Annotated in this window: 13 protein-coding genes, 1 tRNA gene and 1 other RNA gene; 2 read left to right on the top strand and 13 right to left on the bottom strand. The window is 67.4% G+C overall.

The features are described 5' to 3' along the window. Window positions 1-73: 73 nt before the first annotated feature. The 9 genes from E3O39_RS05795 to E3O39_RS05755 all read right to left on the bottom strand — a co-directional run bounded on the left by E3O39_RS05795 (window position 74) and on the right by E3O39_RS05755 (window position 13,683). Window positions 74-1,414, bottom strand: coding sequence for an aspartate kinase (locus E3O39_RS05795; RefSeq protein ID WP_134450073.1), 1,341 nt, complete (start codon window positions 1,412-1,414; stop codon window positions 74-76). A 120-nt stretch (window positions 1,415-1,534) separates the two neighbouring features. Then, window positions 1,535-2,134: a recombination mediator RecR gene (recR, locus tag E3O39_RS05790; protein WP_134449856.1), complete on the bottom strand. Its 600-nt coding sequence runs from the start codon at window positions 2,132-2,134 to the stop codon at window positions 1,535-1,537. A gap of 3 nt (window positions 2,135-2,137) precedes the next feature. Further along, window positions 2,138-4,633 (bottom strand): DNA polymerase III subunit gamma and tau, encoded by a 2,496-nt coding sequence (locus E3O39_RS05785; protein WP_134449855.1) that lies wholly within the window; start codon window positions 4,631-4,633, stop codon window positions 2,138-2,140. A gap of 65 nt (window positions 4,634-4,698) precedes the next feature. Then, window positions 4,699-6,576 (bottom strand): beta-galactosidase, encoded by a 1,878-nt coding sequence (locus E3O39_RS05780; RefSeq protein ID WP_241984986.1) that lies wholly within the window; start codon window positions 6,574-6,576, stop codon window positions 4,699-4,701. Between the two features lie 2 nt (window positions 6,577-6,578). Beyond that, window positions 6,579-8,732 carry a beta-galactosidase gene (locus E3O39_RS05775; protein ID WP_134449853.1) on the bottom strand — a complete coding sequence of 718 codons (2,154 nt, stop codon included), beginning with the start codon at window positions 8,730-8,732 and terminating at the stop codon, window positions 6,579-6,581. Continuing rightward, window positions 8,729-10,267, bottom strand: a complete 1,539-nt coding sequence (locus E3O39_RS05770; RefSeq protein ID WP_198413387.1) for an alpha-N-arabinofuranosidase — start codon at window positions 10,265-10,267, stop codon at window positions 8,729-8,731. The genes E3O39_RS05775 and E3O39_RS05770 overlap by 4 nt, the downstream gene beginning before the upstream one ends. 98 nt (window positions 10,268-10,365) lie before the next feature. After that, window positions 10,366-11,730 carry an ABC transporter substrate-binding protein gene (locus E3O39_RS05765; RefSeq protein ID WP_134449852.1) on the bottom strand — a complete coding sequence of 455 codons (1,365 nt, stop codon included), beginning with the start codon at window positions 11,728-11,730 and terminating at the stop codon, window positions 10,366-10,368. A 77-nt stretch (window positions 11,731-11,807) separates the two neighbouring features. Then, window positions 11,808-12,692, bottom strand: coding sequence for a carbohydrate ABC transporter permease (locus E3O39_RS05760; RefSeq protein ID WP_241975181.1), 885 nt, complete (start codon window positions 12,690-12,692; stop codon window positions 11,808-11,810). Between the two features lie 61 nt (window positions 12,693-12,753). Next, a complete protein-coding gene (locus E3O39_RS05755) occupies window positions 12,754-13,683 on the bottom strand; it encodes a carbohydrate ABC transporter permease (protein WP_134449850.1) in 930 nt (309 codons plus the stop codon). Window positions 13,684-13,946: 263 nt separating this feature from the next. Here E3O39_RS05755 and E3O39_RS05750 point away from each other — a divergent pair, with 263 nt between their 5' ends. Next, window positions 13,947-14,936 (top strand): LacI family DNA-binding transcriptional regulator, encoded by a 990-nt coding sequence (locus E3O39_RS05750; protein ID WP_134450071.1) that lies wholly within the window; start codon window positions 13,947-13,949, stop codon window positions 14,934-14,936. 151 nt (window positions 14,937-15,087) lie between these two features. Here the strand turns inward: E3O39_RS05750 and E3O39_RS05745 are convergent, their stop codons facing one another. The 4 genes from E3O39_RS05745 to ffs all read right to left on the bottom strand — a co-directional run bounded on the left by E3O39_RS05745 (window position 15,088) and on the right by ffs (window position 21,255). Further along, window positions 15,088-16,275: an acetate/propionate family kinase gene (locus E3O39_RS05745; protein WP_134449849.1), complete on the bottom strand. Its 1,188-nt coding sequence runs from the start codon at window positions 16,273-16,275 to the stop codon at window positions 15,088-15,090. Then, window positions 16,272-18,497, bottom strand: a complete 2,226-nt coding sequence (gene pta / locus E3O39_RS05740) for a phosphate acetyltransferase (RefSeq protein WP_134449848.1) — start codon at window positions 18,495-18,497, stop codon at window positions 16,272-16,274. Before pta ends, E3O39_RS05745 begins: the two co-directional genes overlap by 4 nt. A 2-nt stretch (window positions 18,498-18,499) precedes the next feature. Beyond that, window positions 18,500-20,968, bottom strand: a complete 2,469-nt coding sequence (locus tag E3O39_RS05735; protein ID WP_134449847.1) for a phosphoketolase — start codon at window positions 20,966-20,968, stop codon at window positions 18,500-18,502. Between the two features lie 190 nt (window positions 20,969-21,158). After that, window positions 21,159-21,255, bottom strand: an RNA gene (gene ffs, locus E3O39_RS05730) — signal recognition particle sRNA small type. A 120-nt stretch (window positions 21,256-21,375) separates the two neighbouring features. On the opposite strand from ffs, the gene E3O39_RS05725 reads away from it, so the two are divergent. Then, window positions 21,376-21,463: transfer RNA gene (locus E3O39_RS05725), tRNA-Ser, on the top strand. Window positions 21,464-21,914: the final 451 nt, after the last annotated feature.

Raw genomic sequence — 21,914 nt, 5'->3', positions numbered from 1 at the left:
CTGTCTGACGGTCTGACTGCGGGTGACGCGGTGTGTTGTGGCTCGGTTCCCGGCGATGCCGGGGCGGCGCGGCTCAGCGGCCGGTGCCGCCGTGCACGACGGCCTCGGCGTCGTCGTCGAGGTCGAACGCGGTGTGCACGACCCGGAGCGCCTCGTTGATGGTGTCCGCGCGGGTGACGACCGAGATGCGGATCTCGCTCGTCGAGATCATCTCGATGTTGATCCCGGCCTCGTAGAGTGCGGCGAACAGCTTCGCGGAGACACCGGTGTTGGTGCGCATGCCCGCGCCGACGAGGGCGAGCTTGCCGATCTGGTCGTCGTACTGCAGGCTCGCGAACCCGACGTTTCCGCGTTCGTTCGTCAGCGCGGTCAGGACCCGCTGTCCTTCCGACTTCGGAAGGGTGAAGGAGATGTCGGTCAGCCCGGTCGAGGCGGCGGACACGTTCTGGACGATCATGTCGACGTTGGCGTTGGTGTTCGCGACGATCTTGAAGATCTGCGCGGCCTTGCCGGGGATGTCGGGAACGCCGACGACGGTCACCTTCGCCTCGCTGAGGTCGGCGGCGATCCCGGCGATGATGGGCTCTTCCACTTTTTCTCCGATCAGGGATTCGGTCGTACTGGTAACGGGAGGCGTGCCGACGGTTCCATCCGGGAGCGCGGTCGCCGGGTCGGTCGTGTCGGGGTTGTACACGATCGTGCCGAGATTGTTGTTGAACGATGAGCGCACGTGCAGGGTCACCCCGTGCCTGCGGGCGTATTCCACCGCCCGGATGTAGAGGACCTTGGCGCCGGCGGCGGCGAGCTCGAGCATTTCCTCGCTCGAGATGCGGTCGAGCTTGTGCGCCCGGGGAACGACGCGCGGGTCCGCGGTGAACACGCCGTCGACATCCGTGTAGATCTCGCAAATGTCGGCGTTCAGGGCGGCGGCGAGGGCGACGGCCGTGGTGTCCGAGCCGCCGCGACCGAGGGTCGTGATGTCCATGGTGTCGCGATTGAAGCCCTGGAAGCCTGCGACGATCGCGACGGCGCCCTCGTCGAGAGCCGAGCGGATGCGACCGGGCGTGACGTCGACGATGCGCGCGGCGCCGTGGTGCGCGTCGGTGATCATGCCGGCCTGGCTGCCGGTGAAGGAGCGCGCGTCGTAGCCCATGCTCTTGATCGCCATGGCGAGAAGGGCCATGGAGATGCGTTCGCCTGCGGTGAGGAGCATGTCGAGCTCGCGCGGCGCCGGGATCGGGGTGACCTGGTGGGCGAGGTCGAGGAGCTCGTCCGTGGAGTCGCCCATCGCGGAGACGGCGACGACGACCTCGTTGCCGGCCTTGCGGGTGTCGACGATGCGCTTGGCGACGCGCTTGATGCTTTCGGCGTCTGCGACGGATGATCCGCCGAACTTCTGCACGATCAAGCTCACGTGGCGCTCCTGGGGGTTCGGGTCTGCGGGCATGGCGGGCATAGCCCCGTCTTCCATCCTAAATGCTGATGTATTCGGCACCGGCAATGTGACGCCGCGCACGCGGGCGTGGAGCCGGGGTCAGCTCGAGACGGTGCGGCGACCCTCGAAGGCACGGCCGAGGGTGACCTCGTCGGCGTACTCGAGGTCGCCACCGACGGGCAGGCCGGAGGCGAGCCGGGTGACCGTGATCTCGAGGGTCGTCAGCAGGCGCGACAGGTAGGCCGCCGTCGCCTCGCCCTCGAGGTTCGGGTCGGTCGCGATGATGACCTCCTGGACGGTGTTGTCGGAGAGGCGCTGCAGCAGCTGGCGGATGCGGAGCTGGTCTGGCCCGATGCCGTCGATGGGGCTGATCGCGCCACCGAGCACGTGGTAGAGCCCCTTGAACTCGCGGGTGCGCTCGATCGCCACGACGTCTTTGGCCTCTTCGACGACGCAGATCATCGCGGGATTGCGGCGCGGGTCGCGGCAGATCATGCACGTCGGTTGCTCGGAGACATTGCCGCAGATCTCGCAGAAGCGCACCTTGTCGCGCACCTCGAGGAGGACATTGGCGAGGTGGGTGACGTCGAAGCTCTCGGTCTGCAGAATGTGGAACGCGATACGCTGCGCGGACTTCGGCCCGATTCCGGGCAGGCGGCCGAGTTCGTCGATCAGTTCCTGGACGATTCCTTCGTACATGGGTCAGTCGCCTCTGGTTCGGGGTGCCGGTTCGTACGGCTGTTCTTCGAGGAAGGTCGCACCGAGGACCTCGCGGACGACGGATTCCCCGTAGCGCTGCTTCTCCTCGAAGGCCGGGCTGCGCCTGCCGTTCGGGCCGATGGTGTTCGGCCCGGTGTGGGTGACGTTGCGATCGACCGGTGCCGGCTGCGCCTGGGGTGCGGGAGGCACCTGGCGCGCGGGCGACCGGTTCTGACCCTGTCTGGCCGAGCCCGCGTTGCGGTCCGGTGGGGTGTCCTCGTCCGGCGGCACGTCGCTGTCGTCGTACGGCGGCGGTTCGTCGTCGTATAGCGGTTCACCCTGTCGGGCAGCGGATGCCGTGGGGCCGGGCGCCGCCGGAGCCGAGGGTGCCGGTGTTGCCGCGTTCGGTGCAGCGGCGGCAGGGGCAGCGGTCGCGGCAGGTGCGGTCGCGGGGGCCGTCGCCCCGGTGGACGCGTCGCCCGCGCCCGGAATCGCGACGGTCGCCCAGGCGGTGACGGAGCCGGTCGGCTCGACGGGGGTGGACCGCGGTGCCGATGCCGGCTGAGCGGATGCCCGGGTCGGGGCGTTGGACCCTGCGGTGGCCGAGGGTCCGGTCGGTGATGCTGACGCGTCCGGGCGTCCGAACGGTGTGTCGGCTGCGCCGTCGCTCACCGCAGCGGCCGGCGGTGCGGCCTGCGACGCGGCGGCGGCAGGGCTCGATGTCTGTGGCTCTGGCGCGGGCGACGCACTGGGCACAGCTGACGGGCCGGCGACAGGGGTTGATGCCCCGGGCTCGGTAACCTTGGCGATGAGGCGCGGCGTGAAGCCGAGGACCGAATTGACCGCCCGTTTGAGGTAGTCGCCGACGCCCTCCCCCGGCGCGGCTGACTGCTTGAGGCCGGCGACGTCCTTCTGGCTCGGGAACGACAGCACGAGGAGGTCGCCGTCGCGGAATTCGAGCACGTTCGCCGTGTAGAGCACGAGCCACGCGCTCGTCTTGGCGGTCTGGACGGCCTCGAGGACCTCTGGCCAGGCGTCCTTGACCTGCTGGAACGTGACCGGCCCGATCGGGCGGGCCGCGGCAACGACGGCCGGCGCGACGGATGCCTGACCTGCCGGAGGGCTCGTGGGAACAGTGGAGACCGCGGGGGTCACGGGGGCTTCGGGCGCAGGCGCACCGCGATCGGCGACCGGCACGGGGCGTGCATCGGGGGCGTGCGAAGCATCCGTCGGAGACGAAACGGCGGGCGTCGCGGAGCTGGGAGCCACCGATGCGGCCGAGCTCGTATCGGCACCGCTTGTACCGACATCGCTTGCACCCACAGCGCTCGTACCAACACCGATGCGGCGCTCGAGCCGTTCGACGCGGGCGAGCGCGCCGCGGGTGGAGTCGTCGCTCGCGGGGATCAGCACGCGGGCGATCATGAGTTCGAGGTGCAGCCGGGGCGAGGTCGCGCCGGTCATCTCGGTGAGTGCGGTGTTGAGGATGTCGGCGGTGCGGGAGAGCTCGGCCGGGCCGAACTTGGCGGCCTGAACGGCCATCCGCTCGATCTCGTCTTGCGGAACCCCGCGGAGCACGGCGGACGCGCCCGCTGCGGAGGTTGCGGCGACGACGATGAGATCGCGCATGCGCTCGAGGAGGTCTTCGACGAAGCGGCGCGGGTCCTGGCCGGTCTGGATGACCCGGTCGACCGCGTCGAAGGCTGCGGCGGGTTCGCGGGCGGCGATCGCGTCGATCGACTCGTCGAGCAGGGACGCGCTCGTGTAGCCGAGGAGGGCGACCGCGCGGTCGTACTCCACGGAGTGGTCGTCGGAACCGGCCATGAGCTGGTCGAGGAGCGAGAGGGTGTCGCGGGGCGACCCGCCGCCGGCGCGGACGACGAGCGGAAGCACGCCGGGTGCGACGGCGACCTTCTCGCTCTCGCAGAGCGTCTGCACGTATTCGAGCATCGGGCCCGGCGGGACGAGCCGGAACGGGTAGTGGTGGGTGCGCGAGCGGATCGTGCCGATGACCTTCTCGGGCTCGGTCGTCGCGAAGATGAACTTCACGTGTTCCGGCGGCTCTTCGACGATCTTGAGCAGAGCGTTGAAGCCCTGCGGCGTGACCATGTGCGCCTCGTCGAGGATGAAGATCTTGTAGCGGTCGCGGGCGGGCGCGAAGATGGCGCGCTCCCGGATGTCGCGGGCGTCGTCGACGCCGTTGTGGCTCGCGGCATCGATCTCGACGACGTCGAGCGAGCCGCCACCGTCGCGGGAGAGCTCGACGCAGCTCGGGCAGACACCGCACGGGGTGTCGGTCGGGCCCTCTGCACAGTTGAGGCAGCGGGCGAGGATGCGCGCACTCGTGGTCTTGCCGCAGCCGCGGGGGCCGCTGAACAGGTACGCGTGGTTAACCCGATTCGTGCGCAGGGCCGTCATCAGGGGTTCGGTCACCTGGGACTGGCCGATCATCTCGGCAAAGGTCTCTGGCCGGTAGCGGCGATACAGGGCGGTAACCACGGATCAATCGTAGCCGGGACCGCTGACAGTCCCGCCCGGGGGGCCGGGGTCCCGGGCGGAGACCGCTAGAAATCGGTGTGGCCGAGGTCGGGGCGGGAGACGAAGCGGGCCCGGGTGCTTCCGGTTCCGTGCAGGAACAGCACGAGGAGCTCATTGCGCTCCCGCAGCACCGGGCCCGGAACGTACAGGGTGGTCTGCGGTCCGCGGTCCCAGAACCGCCCGAGGTTGAACCCGTTGATCCAGGCCTGGCCCTTGCCCCAGCCTGCCGTACTGAGGAAGAGGTCGCGTCCCTGCTCTGTGTCGAACGAGCCGCGCGCGAACGCGGGTCCGCTCAGCGAGCCGACCGGGGCCTCCACGGCGACCGTGTCCGCGGCGGGCTCGGCGGCCCGGAGCGAGTCGAAGACGAATGTCAGATCGACGTCCAGGTCGGGATCGAGATCGCGCTCGCCGCCCCCGTCGGAGCATCGCGGATGCTGGGCGAAGAGCCGGCTACCGGCTGCGGCGAATCCGTCCAGGTCGAGGGGCAGCACCTGCCAGTTCCCGAGCGGCGCCCCGTCGAGGGTCGCCGGGCCGATCAGGCCCTTGTCCTCCCCGATTCTCGGGCCGTAGTTGACCCGGCCCTGGTCCTCGACGAGGAGGTCGAGCGTGGACCCCTTCGGCAGGCTGATCGACCGGTCGTGGTGGTCGCGCTGCAGAACGCCGACGGGATTGCCGTCGACGAACACCTGGGCGCGATCGCGGATCGCGCCGAAGGAGAGCAGATGTGCGCCGGGGGCCAGCCTGCTGCGGTACAGCGCGAATCCGGTGTACTGGCCGAGGGCATCCATGCTCGGCAGCCCCGGCACGGGTTCGGCGGCCGGGTCCGCCAGCTCGCGCAGAGCGTCCCAGAGCGTCACCGACTCATCGAGCTCGACCTCGAAGGCGGGCGCCGGCGGAACGGCTTCGGGCAGTTCGGCCGGCACCGGCCCGTACCGGGCGAGCACCTCGCGGAAGGCGAGGTATTTCTCCGTCACCTCCCCGCTCTCGGAGAGCGGAGCGTCGTAGTCGTAGGACGTGACCGTCGGCTGGAACACGCCCTTGTCGTTGGCGCCGTTGGTGAAGCCGAAATTGGTGCCGCCGGTGAACATGTAGAGCGACACGGAAGCGCCGGTGGCGAGCAGGGCGTCGAGCTCACGGGCCGAGTCCTCCGCGGAGGTGGTGTGGTGGTGGGCTCCCCAGTGGTCGAACCAGCCGTTCCAGAATTCGGCGCACATGAGCGGCCCCGTCGGCTGGTGGCGGCGCAGGGTCGCCAGTCGTTCGGTGGCCCGCGACCCGAACGAGCCGGTCTTGTGCAGGCCGGGAAGGCTGCCGTCGGTCAGCATCTGGTCGGTGGGCTGGTCGATCGTGGTGAGCGGCACCGTGATGCCGCCGACCCGGTTGAGGTCGACGAGCGCACGCAGGTAGTCCTTGTCGGCGCCGTATGCGCCGTATTCGTTCTCGATCTGCACGAGGATGACGGGCCCGCCCCTGTCGATCTGACGGGAGGCCACGATCGGCAGCAGCTGCCCGAAGTATTCGGCGACCGCCGCGAGGTAGAGCGGTTCGTTGCGCCGCACGCCGACGGCCGGGTCGCGGAAAAGCCAGCCGGGCAGGCCGCCGTTGTCCCACTCGGCGCAGATGAAGGGGCCCGGCCGCACGATGGCGTACATCCCCTCCGCCGCGATGAGGTCGAGGAACCTGGCCAGGTCGAGCCCGGCATCGGTGCGGAACTGCCCGCGAACCGGCGAATGCGCGTTCCACGCCACGTAGGTCTCGATCGTGTTGAGCCCCATGAGCCGGGCCTTGTGGATCCGGTCCGCCCAATGGTCCGGATGAACCCGGAAATAGTGGATGGCGCCGGCGAGCACCCGGAACGGCGTGCCGTCCAGGAGGAAGTCGGTCTCGCCGATCGCGAAGTCGGCCACGGTCACTCCCCCGCCCGCGGCCGGCTCAGCACGGCGACCCCGGTCGCCGGGAGGGTGAGCGAGCCGGCGGCCAGGGTGCTTCCTCCGAGATCGACGGCCGTGAGGCATCCATCGAACGGGGTGAGTGCCACCGTGACCGCATGCGCGGAATGGTTGATGTAGAAGAGGTACTCGAAGGTGTCCGTCTCACGCACGGCGAGCTGGACAGTGCCGCGCACGTCGGAGGGCAGCGGTGAGGCGATGCCGACATCCGCGGCGAAGCGACCGACGAGGGCGACGAGGGCTTCCCTGTCGAGTACCGTCCCGACGAAGCTGGCCCGTCCGGCACCGACGGCACGGCCGGTGATGGCCGGCACGCCGGGGAACGGGCCGTCGTCGAAGCGTGCGAGCACGTCGACGTCGTTCCGCACGGTGACGTCGTGGGTGAGCAGCGTCCCTGTCGAGCCCGCGGGCAGGTCGCCGGACAGTCCGACGGCCTGGCCGGCGAGCAGGCCGCCGAATTCCTCTGCGCGCACGCCGAGCAGCTCACGGAAGGCACCGGGGTAGCCGCCGAGGTGGATGTGGTCGTCGGCGTCGGCGATGCCGGAGAAGACGCCGACCGTGAGGTGGCCACCACCGGTCACATAGCCGGTGAGCGCTTCCGCGAGGTCTGCCGTGACCACGTAGAGCATCGGGGCGATCACGAGGTCATAGCCGTCGAGGCCGGGTCCGTGAAGCACCGATCGGGCGGGAATGATGTCGGCCTGGAGCCCGTTCGCGAGCGCCGCGGTGTACCAGGTCATCGCCTCGGCCTTGTAGCGCAGCAGCTCGGTGGGGTGCGAGTCGAGCTCGGAGGCCCACCACGAGTCCCAGTCGAAGAGGATGCCGATGCGGGCCTGCCGGGTCCGGCTTCCCGCGACCTCGGCGAGGCCGGCGAGGTCGCCGCCGAAGCGGGCGACCCGGCGGAAGACGGTGCTGTCTTCACCCGCGTGCGGGAGCATCGCGGAATGGAACTTCTCGGCGCCGGCCAGCGACTGTCGCCACTGGAAGAAGCAGACCGCGTCCGCGCCATGCGCGACGTGCGTGAGGCTGTCGCGGCGCAGCTGGCCGGGCGACTTCGCCTGGTTGACCGGCTGCCAGTTCACGGCGCTGGTGGAATGCTCCATCAGGAACCAGGGCGCACGATGCGCGATCTGGCCGGTCAGGTTGGCCGAGAACGACAGCTCCTCGAAGGCCTCCGGGTCTGCGACGAGCAGGTAGTGATCGTTGGAGACGATGTCGACCTCGTCGGCCCAGTCCGCGTAGTCCATGCCGCGGGTCTCCCCCATCACCATGAAGTTGGTGGTGATCGGAACCTCGGGAGTCGCCTGCCGCAGGATCTCGCGCTCGGCGACCAGGTAGTCCTTGAGTGCGTCGCTGGAGAACCGGGCGAAGTCGAGTTGCTGGGTGGGGTTCGGGTGGGTGGCGGCGAGGCGCGGCGGCAGGATCTGGCTCCAGCTCGAGTAGTTCTGGGACCAGAACGCGGTGCCCCAGGCCCGGTTGAGTTCGACGAGCGAGCCGTACCGGCCTGCGAGCCAGCCGCGGAAGGCCGCAGCGGCGTCGTCAGAGTAGTCGTAGACGTTGTGGCAGCCGAGTTCATTGCTGATGTGCCACATGGCGAGTGCGGGATGGTCGGCGTAGCGCATGGCCATCTTCTCGACGAGGGCCAGGGCGTACCGGCGGAAGACCGGTGAGGTCGGACGCCACTGCTGGCGGCCGCCGGGCCAGATGGTCTCGCCGAGCCGGTTCACGGGCAGCACCTCGGGGTGCGCCTCGGTCAGCCAGGGTGGCGGGCTCGCGGTTGCGGTGGCGAGGTCGACGGCGATGCCGTTGGAGTGCAGCAGGTCGAGGGCGCGGTCGAGCCAGCCGAAATCCCAGCTGTCGATGGTGGGCTGCAGCAGCGCCCAGGAGAAGATGCCGACGCTGACGATGTTCACGCCGGCCTCGCGCATCAGCCGCATGTCGTCGGCCCAGACCGCCTCCGGCCACTGCTCGGGGTTGTAGTCGGCGCCGTATGCGATACGGGCGGTTCCGGACGCCAGGCTCTCCGTGCCGTCGGCGAGTGTGTGCGCATCCGGCCAGCGCACCCAGCGGGTCGCTGTCGATGTTGCCGCGGTGGTCGCGCTCACGGTGCTCATGACGCGCTCCGGGCGGCCAGGCGAACGATGGACCAGGACAGTGCCGGCAGCACCGCGGTGAGGCGGGCACCGTCTTCCGACAGCGTCAGGCCCGTGAGCTCGACGGGTGCCACCGTCTCCTGATGATCGAGGGCATTCGTGCTGAACCGGTCGCCGCCGTCCGGGGCGTGCACGCTCCGCGCGGACCGGATCGCTCCGGCGGGTGCCCCGGCCAGGTCCACGTCCAGGGTGAGCGGGGTGGTGCTCGACCGGTTCACGAGATACAGCACGACCTCGTCGTCGGTGGCCGTCGCGGCGGCATCCGCTACGTCGACGGTGCCGTGGGCGACGGTTTCGTAGGTGTCGGAGTGGATCGCGGTGGCCAGCACGTCGCCGCGGGCGGCGCCCGCGGTCAACGCGAAGGGGAAGAACGTGGTCTGTCGCCAGGCCGGTCCGCCGGGTTCGGACCTGATCGGGGCGATCACATTCACGAGTTGGGCGAGGTTGGCCATCGAGACCCGGTCGCTGTTGCGCAGCAGGGAGATCAGCAGGGAACCGACGACGACGGCGTCGCTGACGTTGTACTCGTCTTCGATCAGCCGGGGGTGGGCGTTCCAGTCGCCGGTGAGCAGGTCCTCCTTGTCCACCTCGTTGAAGCGGGTCTGGTACCAGACGTTCCACTCGTCGACGCTGATGCCGATGAAGCGGTCGACGCCCCGTTCCGCCGCCACGTCGTCGACGATCGCGACGACGTCTCCGATGAAGCGGTCCAGGCCGACGCCGGAGGCCAGGAAGCTGCCGAGGTCGCCGGGCTTCTCCTCGTAGTAGGCGTGCAGGGAGATGTGGTCGACGAGGTCGATGGTGTGCCCGAGCACCGTGCGTTCCCAGCTGCCGAAGGTGGGCATTTCGGCGTTGGAGCTGCCGGCGACGACGAGTTCGATGGTGGGGTCGACCCATTTCATCACCCGGGCGGTCTCGGCGGCGAGGCGCCCGTATTCCTCGGCGGTCTTGTGGCCAATCTGCCAGGGGCCGTCCATTTCGTTGCCGAGGCACCAGACGCGGATGCCGAACGGTTCCGTGCGACCGTTGGCCCTGCGCTCCTCGGAGCGGGTGGTGCCCCCCGGGTGGTTGGCGTATTCGAGCAGGGCCGCGGCTTCCGCGACGCCCCGGGTGCCCAGGTTCACGGCCTGCATCACCTCGACGCCCGCGGTCTCCGCCCAGGCCGCGAATTCGTGCAGGCCGACCTCGTTGGTCTCGATGCTGTGCCACGCCACGTCGAGGCGCACGGGGCGCGTGTCGCGGGGGCCGACGCTGTCTTCCCAGCGGAAGCCGGAGACGAAGTTGCCGCCGGGATAGCGGATGAGGCTCGGGTTCAGTTCCCGCACCAGGTCGAGCACGTCCTGGCGGAATCCTTCCGCATTCGCGGTGGGATGACCGGGCTCGTAGATGCCCGTGTACACGGCGCGGCCCATGTGTTCGACGAAGGAGCCGAAGATCCGGGGCGAAACGGGTGCCACAACGTTGTCGCGGGTGATGCTGAGCCGGGCGTGCAACACGGGAGAAGATCCTCTTTGTTCGGTACGACGGTGGTGAAGGCGACGGAAAAGGGTGGGCCTGGTCCAGGCCCACCCTTCTCCGACGGTGGCGCAGGATGCTACTTGCTGGTGACGGTGAAGCCCTGCTGGTTGCCGTAGTCCGCGGTGGCCTTCTGCCACGCGGTCAACCCGGCATTGAGGTCGGACTTGGCGGCATACGCCTGGCCGACCGTGTCCTTGAAGATGCTGTTCGAGTAGACCTGGAACGGGAGGTAGCTCCAGCCGGGAACGACGTCCTTCGCGGACTGCACGAGGACCTGGTTGATCTTCTGGCCGCCGAAGTAGTCGCTCGTGGCGTTCAGGAACGCGTCGGAGTTCAGGTCGGCGACGGTCGACGGGAATCCGCCGGCGTCGATCGAGATCTGGGTGCCCGCGCCCTCGTTCATGTACTGGAGGAAACCGGCTGCGACGAGCTTGTTCTTGCTCTGCTCGAGGATGGCATCTCCACCGCCGCCGTTCTCGGCGCTTGCCTTGTCGCCTGCCGTGTACGTCGGCAGCGGTGCGACCCGCCAGTCACCGGCGGCTTCCTTCACACCGGACTCGAGGTTGCCGGGCATCCAGGCACCGATGTTGAGGGTGGCGATGGTGCCGTCGCCGAGGCCCTTGTACCATTCGTCGCTCCAGCTGGGCGTTGCGGCGAGGAGGTCGTTGCTGAGCAGAGTGTTCCAGGTGTCTGCGAACTTCTTCGAGCCCGCGTCCTGGAGGTTGATGCTGACCTTGGTGGAGTCCGTCGTGGTGTACGGCTGGCCGCCGGCCTGCCAGATCATGCTCGTGGTGAAGCCGGCGTCGCCGGTGTCGTTGGTGATGTAGGCGTTCGGGTTGGCCTCGTGCAGCTTCTTGGCCGTTGCGACGTACTCGTCCCAGGTGGTGGGAACGGTGAGGCCGTACTTGTCGAAGACGGCCTTGTTGTAGAACATGGCCATGGGGCCGGAGTCCTGCGGGAGGGCGTAGATGCCGTCGCCGAGCTTGACCGATCCCCAGGTGCTGTCGGTGTATTCGGACGCGTACGAGTCGAAGCCGTATGCGCTGAGGTCGGCGAGCGACTTGGACAACGCGAACTGCGGAAGCGCGTAATACTCGATCTGGGCGATGTCCGGCGCGCCGGACCCTGCCTTGATCGCGTTCTGGAGCTTGATGTACTGATCGTTGCCGGTTCCCGCGTTGACGACCTTGACGGTCACATTCGGGTGTTCCTTCTCGAACGCCGCGGCGATCTTCTCCACGGCCGGGGCCCACGCCCAGACGGTGATGGTCGACTTCTCGTTCAGGGCCGCGGTGATGTCCGCGGCGCTGGCGGTCGACGATGCTGTCGATCCGGTTCCGGATCCGGAACACGCTGCGAGGGACATGCTGAGCGCGAGTCCGGTGGCGACGACGACCGCGGTGCGACGCAGTGCCTTCCTGGTGCTGTGTGGTGCTTTCATGAAATGCCTTTCACTTCCTTGTAAATGGATGAACTGCGATGCGGGACAGGTGGTGCGGTCGAATGGGTCGGGGGGGGTCACGCCTTGACGCTGCCGGCGGCGAGGCCGGACTGCCAGTAGCGCTGCAGGAACAGGAACGCGACGACGATCGGGATGATTGTGAGCATCGAACCGGTGATCACGAGGTTGTAGATCACGTCGCCGCCGACGGTCTGGGCCTGATTGCTCCACTGCTTGAGTCCGACGGTGAGCGGGTACCAGGTCGGTTCGCTCAGCATGATCAGGGGCAGGAAGTAGTTGTTCCAGGTGGCCACGAGGGTGAACAGGAGCACGGTCACGAGGCCGGGGGCGAGGAGCTTGAGGGAGATGGTGAAGAAGGTGCGGAATTCGCCTGCCCCGTCCATGCGTGCGGCCTCGAGTACCTCGGTCGGCACGGCATCGAGGGCGTAGGTCCAGATCAGGTACAGGCCGAACGGGCTGATCAACGAGGGCAGGATGACCGCCCAGGGCGTGTTCGTGAGGCCCATCTGGCTGAACATGAGGAAGGTCGGGACCGCGAGGGCCGTGCCGGGGATCGCCACGGCACCGAGCACGACGGCGAAGACGGCCTTCTTGCCCGGGAAGTTGAATTTGGCCAGTCCATAACCGCCGAGTGCCGCGAGGAAGGTGGCCCCTCCCGCCCCGACGACGACGTACATCAGGGTGTTCCCGAACCAACGGACGAAGACTCCGTCGTTGTAGGTCACGGTCGCGACGATGTTGTCCCAGAGGGCGTTCGGACCGCTGAACCAGAGGCCGAAGGAGTTGAGCAGCTCGGCCTGGGTCTTCGTCGAGTTCACGAAGAGCCAGAACAGGGGAAGCAGGCTGTAGAGGACCAGCGCGCCCATGATGATGGTGAGCAGGATCGACTTCTTTGTGTGCAGGCCCTGGTTGGACTTGTTCGTCCGGGTGTAGCGGGACATCCGTGGGGCCCTGGCCTGGCTTGCGGGCACGTTCACTCTGGCCTGGTCAGTGGTGGACATCTCAGACCTCCTTCCGCGAACCGGAGTTCTGCACGATGTAGGCGATGACGGCAGTGAAGAGGCCGACGATGATCGCGATGGTGGCCGAATAGTTGTACTGCTGGCCCGCGAACGACAGGTTGTACGCGTACATGTTCGGGGAGAAATAGGTCGAGATGGTGTTGGGCGCCAGGGACTGCAGGATGCTCGGCTCGTTGAAGAGCTGGAAGCTGCCGATGACCGAGAAGATGCCGCCGATCACGATGGCGGGACGCAGCGCCGGCATCTTGATGCTGCGGATGATGCGGAAGGCGCCGGCGCCGTCGAGGGAGGCCGCCTCATAGAGGTCGGTCGGGATCACCCGGAGCGCCGCATAGAACAGGATCATGTTGTAGCCGATGAATTCCCAGGTGACGATGTTGCCGATGCTCGCGAGCACCCAGCTGCTCCCGAGCGGGTCAGGAATGGCGAGGTGGAAGAAGTCGTTGAGATTGCCGACCAGGCCGAACTTCGTGCCGTACATGAAGCCCCACATCAGGGTGGCGACCACCGCGGGAACGGCGTACGGCAGGAAGATCGCGATGCGGAAGAAGCTGGACAGGTGCAGGCGCGCACTGTCGATCGCGAGGGCGGCGAAGAGTGCGATACCGAGCATGATCGGAACCTGTACGACGAAGAACAGGGTCACCCGCCCCATCGACTCCCAGAACTGGGGATCCGTGAGCGCCTGGCCGTAGTTCGCGAAGCCGACGAAGGAGTTGCCCCCGACGAGCTGTTCCTTGAAGAAGCTCAGGTAGATCGAATACAGCACCGGAGCGATCAGGACGAGGGTGAAGACGACCATGAACGGGGCGATGAACTTCCAGCCGGTCCAGTCGCGCTTCTGCACGTGCGGCTTCCGTGGGCCGGAAAGCGCCTGGCCACTGGGGGTGAGCGTTGACAGCGTCGTCATTCCTGTTTCTCTGACTCGATAGTGTGGTGCGGCGGATGATGGAGTTCGAGGTTCCTGGTCATGTTTGCGTAAACATGACGTGTAAGCACGCTAGCATGTTTACGTAAACATACGGAAGCATTTTCCGGGACCCGGGAGGGAACGTGGCAAAGATCAGCCCCGCTGAAGGCGCCGGCACCTCCGCGCCCTCGACTCCCCCGAGTCACCCGACTCACCCGACTCCCCAGAGTCCCCTGACCCGCGGTGTGCAGCGCCTGCCGTCGATGGCGGATGTCGCGGCCCTGGCCGGCGTCTCGTCCCAGACCGTTTCCCGAGTGGTGAACGCCCGCAGCAATGTCGACTCCGACACCCGGGACCGCGTGCTCGCGGCCATGGATGAGATCGGCTACCGCCCGAACAGCGCCGCCCGCGCCCTCAAGTCGGGCCGGTTCAGCACCATCGGCGTGATCATGTTCACCCTGTCGAGCTTCGGCAACATGCGCACGCTCGACGCGGTGGCGATGGCGGCCGCGGAGGCCGGGTACTCGATCACCCTCATCCCGGTGACGAGACCCACCCAGGGTGCGGTCACCGGCGCCGTGACCCGGCTGGCCGAGCAGGCCGTCGACGGCATCGTGATCATCATGGAAGCCCACATGCTCGACCGGATCGACGTGACCGTGCCGACCGGGCTTCCCGTCGTCATCGTCGACTCCGACGCCGGTTCCCGGTACACGGTCGTCGACACCGACCAGACCGAGGGCGCCCGCCTGGCCACCCAGCACCTGCTCGACCTCGGTCACCGCACGGTCTGGCACATCGCCGGCCCGGAGTCCTCCTTCTCGGCCGGTCGCCGCACGGCGTCGTGGCGCAACACCCTGAAGGCGGCCGGTGCCCCGGTGCCCCCCGTGCTCGAAGGGGACTGGAGTGCGCAGAGCGGCTACGTGCACGGGGTGACCCTCGCCGCCGACCCGCTCGTCACGGCCATCTTCGCGTCCAACGACCAGATGGCCCTCGGTGTGATGCGCGCGATGCATGAGGCCGGCCGGGCCCTGCCCGCCGACGTGAGCGTCGTCGGCTTCGACGACATGCGCGAGTCCGGTGAATTCTGGCCCCCACTGACGACGGTGCACCAGGACTTCGCCCAGGTCGGCCGGCTCTGCATCGAGAAGCTCCTGCGGCAGATCGATTCCCCCGGTGCGTCCGTTCCTGGCACCACGATCGTGCCCACGCACCTCGTGGTGCGCGGAAGCACAGCCCCCAGAACCGCCTGAGGTATCCGCCACGCCCCGTTCGCGAGAGCGCACTTTTGGCCCTTAAACCGCCGTTTTAAGGGCCAAAAGTGCACTCTCGCGAGCAGTAGCGGGGTGCGTTAACGCACGCGACGGCCGCCCCCGAAGGGAGCGGCCGTCGACTTCGGTGCTGCTAGATGACGGCGAGGGTCTGGCGAGCGATCTCCAGCTCCTCGTTCGTCGGGATGACGAGCACGGTGACCTTCGAGTCATCGGTCGAGATGACGCGGGCGACCCGGGAGAACGGGTCGTTCTTCGCCGGGTCGATCTCGATGCCGAGGAATTCGAGTCCGGCGAGGGCGCCGGCCCGGATGATTCCCGAATTCTCGCCGATACCGGCGGTGAAGACGATCACGTCGAGTCCACCGAGCTGGGCGATGTAGTTGCCCACGTAACCGCGGATGCGGTGGTAGTAGACGTCGAGGGCAGCCTGGGCGACCGCGTCCCCGGCTATCGCGGCGTCCTCGACGTCGCGCATGTCACCGTTGCCGGTCAGTCCGAGCATGCCGCTCTTCTTGTTCAGCAGGGTGTCGAGCTCTTCGATCGACATGCCGGCCTTGCGGTGCAGGTGGAACAGCACGGCGGGGTCGATGTCGCCGGAGCGGGTACCCATGACGAGTCCCTGCAGCGGGGTGAGGCCCATCGAGGTGTCGATGGACTTTCCACCGTCGACCGCGCACGCCGACGCCCCGTTTCCGAGGTGCAGCACGATGGTCTTGAGCTCGGCGAGCGGGCGGCCGAGGAACTCCGCAGCGGCTTCGGACACGAACTTGTGCGAGCTGCCGTGTGCTCCATAACGACGGATGCCGTACTCGGCGGCCAGCGCGGTGTCGATCGCGTAGGTGTACGCCGGTGCCGGCATCGTCTGGTGGAACGACGTGTCGAAGACGGCAACGTGGGGCACGTCCGGGAACTGTGCCCTGGCCGCGTTGATGCCCTGAACGTGTGCCGGGTTGTGGAGCGGCGCGAGGTCGGAGAGCGCGCTGATCTGGGCGAGCACCTCGTCATCGATCACGGTCGGACCCTGGAAGATACTGCCACCCTGCACGACCCGGTGGCCGACGGCCACAAGGTTCGCCGTGCTGAGCTGCGGGCCGCTGGCGGCGAACGCGGCGAGCATCACGGCGAATCCGGCGGTGTGGTCCGGGATCGGCAGCGTCTGCTCGACGCGGTCGGAACCGGCGGCGGTGTGACGGGCGTGCCCGCTCGCCTCACCGATGCGCTCGACGAGACCGCTCGCGAGCTCGGTCTCCGTCTGCATGTCGATCAGCTGGTACTTGAACGACGAGGAACCGGAGTTGATGACCAGGACGGCGCTCATGCTGAGACCGTCGCAGTCGCGGCAGCAGCGGCGGCAGCGGAGTCGAGTGACGCCGCCTGGATTGCGGTGATCGCAACGGTGTTGACGATGTCCTGCACAAGTGCTCCTCGGGAAAGGTCGTTGATCGGTTTGCGCAAGCCCTGCAGGACAGGGCCGAGCGCGAGGGCGCCAGCACTGCGCTGGACGGCCTTGTAGGTGTTGTTGCCGGTGTTGAGGTCCGGGAAGATGAAGACGGTGGCCCGGCCGGCCACGGCCGAAGCCGGCATCTTCACAGCGGCGACAGCAGCATCCGCTGCCGCGTCGTACTGGATCGGGCCCTCGATGAGAAGGTCGGGGCGACGCTCGCGGACGAGCGCGGTCGCGGCGCGGACCTTGTCGACGTCCGCCCCCTTGCCCGACTCGCCTGTCGAGTACGACAGCATCGCGATGCGCGGCTCGATGCCGAACTCGACGGCCGTCTCCGAAGCGGAGATGGCGATGTCGGCGAGCTGCTCTGCGGTCGGGTCGGGGTTCACGGCGCAGTCACCGTAGACGAGGACCTTGTCCGCGAGGGCCATCAGGAACACGCTCGACACGACGGACGTGTTCGGGCGGGTCTTGATGATCTCGAAGCTCGGGCGGATCGTGTGCGCCGTGGTGTGCGTCGCACCGGAGACCATGCCGTCGGCCAGTCCCATCTGCACCATCATCGTGCCGAAGTAGGACACGTCGGTGACGACGTCCCTGGCCTGGTCGATGGTGACGCCCTTGTGGGCGCGCAGGCGGGCGTACTCTGTGGCGAACTTGGTGCGGAGCTCCTCGTTGAAGGGGCTGATCACCTGGGCCTTCCCGATGTCGATGCCGAGCCCGATCGCGCGGGAGCGGACCTCGACCTCTTCCCCGAGAATGATGATGTCTGCGACATCGCGGGCCAGCAGGGTCGCGGCGGCGCGCAGCACGCGGTCGTCCTCCCCCTCGGGCATCACGATGCGCTTGCGGTTCTTCCGGGCACGTTCGAGCAGCGTGTACTCGAACATGAGCGGCGTTACGACGTCGGCGCGGCTCACCTTGAGGCGATCGAGCAGAACGGATGCCTCGACGTGGCCTTCGAAGAGGGCGAGCGCGGTGTCGAGCTTGCGCTGCGAATCCGCGGCCATCCGGCCGGGAGTGTGCGTGATGCGCACCGCGGCCTCGTAGGACGCGAGTTCGGTACGGATGATCGGCACCGAAGAAGCGAGCCCCTCGACGAGCTGTTCGATCTCCGTCGGGAGGTCGAAGCCGCCGACGAGGATGATGCCCGCGATCGAGGGGAACGTCGCAGAGGAGTTCGCCATCAGCACGGCGAGGAGCACATCGGGACGGTCGCTCGGGATGAGCACGACGGCCCCGTCGAACAGGCGGGGCAACACGTTCACCATCGACATCGCCGCGACGACGACTCCGAGGGCCTCACGGGACAGGAGCGCGGGGTCCCCCTTGACGAGGGTTCCCTTCACGGCCTTGAGGATGCTCTTCATGCTCGGTGCGACGATGTACGGGTCCTCGGGAAGCGCCCAGACTGGCACGTTCGCGAGTTCGCTTCCGGGGGCGTCGACGACGTCGCGGACGGCGCCGATCACGTCGTCCAGGCGCGTCGGATCTGCCCGGTTGACGATGACGCCGAGCAGCGAGACGTGCTCGTTGCGCAGTTCGGCGATGGTGACATCCGTCAGCTGGCGGATGTCGTCCGGCGTGCGCGGGTCGCTCTGGCCGAGCCTGTCATCCTGGTTGAGCGTCTCGCCCTGGCCGGAGCCCACGCGTCCACCGAGAACCAGCAGCACAGGGACGCCGAGGTTGGCGGCGATGCGGAGGTTGAAGGCGAGCTCGGTGGGGCTGCCGACGTCGGTGTAATCGCTTCCGATGACGACGACCGCGTCACACTGGGCCTCGACGGCCTTGTAACGCTGCACGATACGGCCGAGTGCCGCATCGGGGTCGAGGTGGACTTCGTCATAATGTACGCCTACGCATTCGTCGTAGGTGAGCGGGGTGCTCGTTGCAGCGGTCGCACTTGCGGCCTTGCCTGCGGAGAGGTGCTCGAGCAGGAGCTCGAGCACGTAGTCGGGATGGTTGGAAGAACGGGCGACGGGACGGAAAACGCCGACCCGTTCGACCGAACGAAGCAGGGTGTCCAGAACACCCAGCGCGATCGTAGATTTGCCTGTATAACCCTCGGCGGAGGTGATGTAGATACTGTCAGCCACGATTAGACGTTATCCCCACCTGTGGAAAGTCCCACATCGACCGGGGTGGCGCCGATGCCGTTCGCATCCCACACCCACTCGGTGACCGCGGGAATGTCCTCACCGAACGCACGCGTGTAGTCGCGGGCGCGGAGGCGGGCATCCTGCATCTCCTGGCGGAGAACACCGGCGCGCGCGCCGAGTCCGGGGACGCGGTCGATAACGTCCATCACCAGGTGATACCGGTCGAGGTCGTTGAGCATGACCATGTCGAACGGTGTCGTCGTGGTGCCGTTTTCCTTGTACCCGCGGGCGTGCAGGTTCGCGTGTCCGTGGCGCTTGTAGGTCAGGCGGTGGATCAGCCACGGGTACCCGTGGTATGCGAACACGATCGGCTTGTTCGCGGTGAAGTAGGCGTCGAACTCGGCGTCGCTGAGTCCGTGCGGGTGGTCCGCCTCGGACTGCAGGCGCATCAGGTCGACGACGTTGACGACGCGGACCTTGAGGTCGGGCATCGCTTCGCGCAGGATCGCGGCGGCGGCGAGGATCTCGAGGGTCGGGACCTCTCCGGCTGCGGCGAGGACGACATCCGGTTCGGTGCCGGCGATTTCGGTGCCTGCCCAGTCGAAGATGCCGAGGCCGCGGTCGCAGTGTGCGACGGCCTGGTCCATGGTGAGCCAGTTCGGCGCGGGCTGCTTGCCTGCGACGACGACGTTCACGTAGTCGACGCTGCGCAGGCAGTGGTCGTAGATCGAGAGCAGCGTGTTCGCGTCGAAGGGCAGGTAGACGCGCACGACATCCGCGCTCTTGTTCACGACGTGGTCGATGAAGCCCGGGTCCTGGTGGGAGAAGCCGTTGTGGTCCTGGCGCCAGACGTGCGAGGAGAGCAGGTAGTTGAGGCTCGAGATCGAGCGGCGCCACGGGATCTCGCGGGTGACCTTGAGCCACTTCGCGTGCTGGTTGAACATCGAGTCGACGATGTGGATGAAGGCCTCGTAGCAGTTGAACAGGCCATGGCGACCGGTGAGCAGGTAGCCCTCGAGCCAGCCCTGGCACTGGTGCTCGCTGAGCATCTCCATGATGCGGCCGGCGCGTTCGAGGTTGGTGTCGCCCTCGTGGTATTCGGCGTTCCAGGTCTTCTCCGTCGCAGCGAACACGGCGGGGGCGAGACGGTTGGATGCTGTCTCATCCGGCCCGAAGATCCGGAAGTTGTCTGGGTTGTCCCTGATGACATCCGCGAGCCAGGTTCCGAGGACCTTCGTGGCCTCATCCGTCGTGGCTCCAGGGGAGGGAACATCGACGGCATAGTCGTGGAAGTCGGGAAGGCGCAGATCCTTGCGGAGCAGGCCGCCGTTGGAGACGGGGTTCGCGCTCATCCGCAGCTCACCGTCCGGGGCGAGCCCGGTGATCTTCGCGACCGGCGCACCGGACTCGTCGAACAGTTCTTCGGGACGGTAGGAGGCGAGCCAGCCCTCGAGGAGGCGGGTGTGCGCCTCGGTGTCGCGGGCGTTGCTGAGCGGCACCTGGTGCGAACGCCAGGAGTCGACGACCTTGAGGCCGTCGATCGTGGTCGGGCAGGTCCAGCCCTTGGGGGTGCGCAGGATGATCATGGGCCAGCGCGGACGCTCGGTGTCGCCGGCGAGGGCGCGGGCCTTGATGTCGGCGATCTCGTTGAGCACCTCGTCGAGGGTCTCGGCCATGCGCTGGTGGACGAGGAGCGGGTCTTCCTCGTTGAATCCGCCGGAAACGATGTACGGCTTGTGGCCGTAACCGCGCATCAGGTCGAGGAGTTCCTCCTCGGGGATGCGGGCGAGGATGGTCGGGTTGGCGATCTTGTACCCGTTGAGGTGCAGGATCGGCAGCACGACGCCGTCGACGAGCGGGTCGACGAACTTGTTGGAGTGCCAGCTGGTGGCGAGCGGTCCGGTCTCGGCCTCGCCGTCGCCGACGACGGCCGCGACGAGCAGGTCGGGGTTGTCGAACGCGGCGCCGTAAGCGTGGCTGAGCGCGTAGCCGAGCTCGCCGCCCTCGTGGATCGAACCGGGGGTCTCCGGTGAAGCGTGGCTCGGGATTCCGCCCGGGAAGGAGAACTGGCGGAACAGGGCCTTGACGCCGCGTTCGCTCTGCTCGACACCGGGGTAGATCTCGGTGTACGTGCCGTCGAGGTATGCGTTGGCGACCATGCCGGGCCCACCGTGGCCGGGGCCGGTGACGTAAAGGGTGCTGATCTTGCGTTCCTGGATCGCGCGGTTCAGGTGGGCATAAATGAAGTTGAGTCCGGGGGTCGTTCCCCAGTGCCCGAGCAGGCGGGGCTTAATGTGGTCGCGGGTCAACGGTTCCCGCAATAACGGATTGTCGAGCAGGTAGATCTGCCCCACCGAAAGATAATTCGCGGCTCGCCACCAGGCGTCTACGCTCGCGAGCGCTTCATCGCTCAGCGGACGTGGCTGCTGGGTGGGCCACAAGAAGGTTTTATCGGACGTGTTGACCATGGGTGCCTCCGGCACTGTCGGGGCGCGATCCGCGCATAGCCCAGTCTATGAGTAGATATGGAATCGTTATCACGGAATTGTGCGCAGTATGCGACGCGCGCGTAGTGACTAGTGCGCGGCATGCCCAGACCTCGGCCCGGGTGGGCGTCAGAGTGCCCTGCGGAATCCGCTTTTCGAGGCCGCGGGGGCATGAAAAAACTCCTCGCGCACCCACCAGAGCCCAGTTACCCTTGCTACGTTTCCGTCCTGGGGGAGTTGGCTGAGATAGCGCCACGCGAGGAGCCGCTCCCAGTTTATGCGCAAAGCCGCACCGAGCCAAAAGCAGGTCCCTGCGCAGCGCGTTCTCAAGTGCCTTCAGAAACAGGTAAGATTCTTCGAGGTTGTTACCTTCGGGAAATGACCGGCCAGGAGAATTCGCCTAGTGGCCTATGGCGCACGCTTGGAAAGCGTGTTGGGTGAGAGCCCTCCGGGGTTCGAATCCCCCATTCTCCGCCAGTAAAGATTCATCAACGGGTGAGCGCACAGCGCCCACAGCCGGGGTTCGAATCCCCCATTCTCCGCCAGTAAAGAATCATCAACGGGTGAGCGCACAGCGCCCACAGCCGGGGTTCGAATCCCCCATTCTCCGCCAGTAAAGAATCATCAACGGGTGAGCGCACAGCGCCCACAGCCGGGGTTCGAATCCCCCATTCTCCGCCAGTAAAGAATCATCAACGGGTGAGCGCACAGCGCCCACAGCCGGGGTTCGAATCCCCCATTCTCCGCCAGTAAAGAATCATCAACGGGTGAGCGCACAGCGCCCACAGCCGGGGTTCGAATCCCCCATTCTCCGCCAGTAAAGAATCATCAACGGGTGAGCGCACAGCGCCCACAGCCGGGGTTCGAATCCCCCATTCTCCGCCAGTAAAGAATCATCAACGGGTGAGCGCACAGCGCCCACAGCCGG

This window comes from Cryobacterium sp. MDB2-A-1 (genome assembly GCF_004402675.1).
GTDB lineage: Bacteria > Actinomycetota > Actinomycetes > Actinomycetales > Microbacteriaceae > Cryobacterium > Cryobacterium glucosi.
Note: the sequence above shows the minus strand (reverse complement) of the source record. Positions and strands in the feature narration are given on the sequence as shown.